At 36.7% G+C, this 550-nt stretch carries 1 protein-coding gene; it reads right to left on the bottom strand.

Translation table 11 applies throughout. The features are described from left to right. Positions 1-27: 27 nt before the first annotated feature. Positions 28-550, bottom strand: a 523-nt coding sequence (locus tag CWC14_RS05025) for an IS982 family transposase (protein ID WP_138561656.1), incomplete at its 5' end; no start/stop codon positions are given.

Raw genomic sequence — 550 nt, 5'->3', positions numbered from 1 at the left:
CAGTTGATTATTTAACCTGAGATCTGGTTAAGCCAACATTAGATTATTACTCTCTAAAATTTCAAGTTCTTGCGATGTTAAATCTAATGACGGCTTTTCCTCTTTTAGGCAATAGGCAATTAATCCACCAAGTAAATTTAGCATAAAGCCATGCATACTGCGGTGTCTAGAGTGTTCAATGTAAGAAATGTTTTTCAATTGATCATTCACCGTTTCGATTATAAATCGTTTTTTCAATAAAGCCCTGTCCCACAATGAAATAAATTTTTTCTTCATATTCTTTCGAACCGTCGTGATTAACTCGACACCTTTTTCTAGTAACTCACCAGAGAGCGCTTTGCTGATATAACCTTTGTCGCCATAGAGTTTTCCGAAGATAGAGTCCGCCATATCAGAAACAGGCTCTCGATCATCCACATTGCCCGTTGTGAGCTTTAGCGCCACAATCTCACCTAAATGATTAATTATTAAATGTAGTTTGAATCCATATGACCAACCCATAGTGCCTTTTCCATGATGAGCAACGCCTTCAAACACTTTATTTCTTTTA

Source organism: Pseudoalteromonas sp. S3260 (assembly GCF_005886925.1).
In the GTDB taxonomy this organism is placed as follows: domain Bacteria; phylum Pseudomonadota; class Gammaproteobacteria; order Enterobacterales; family Alteromonadaceae; genus Pseudoalteromonas; species Pseudoalteromonas tetraodonis.
Note: the sequence above shows the minus strand (reverse complement) of the source record. Positions and strands in the feature narration are given on the sequence as shown.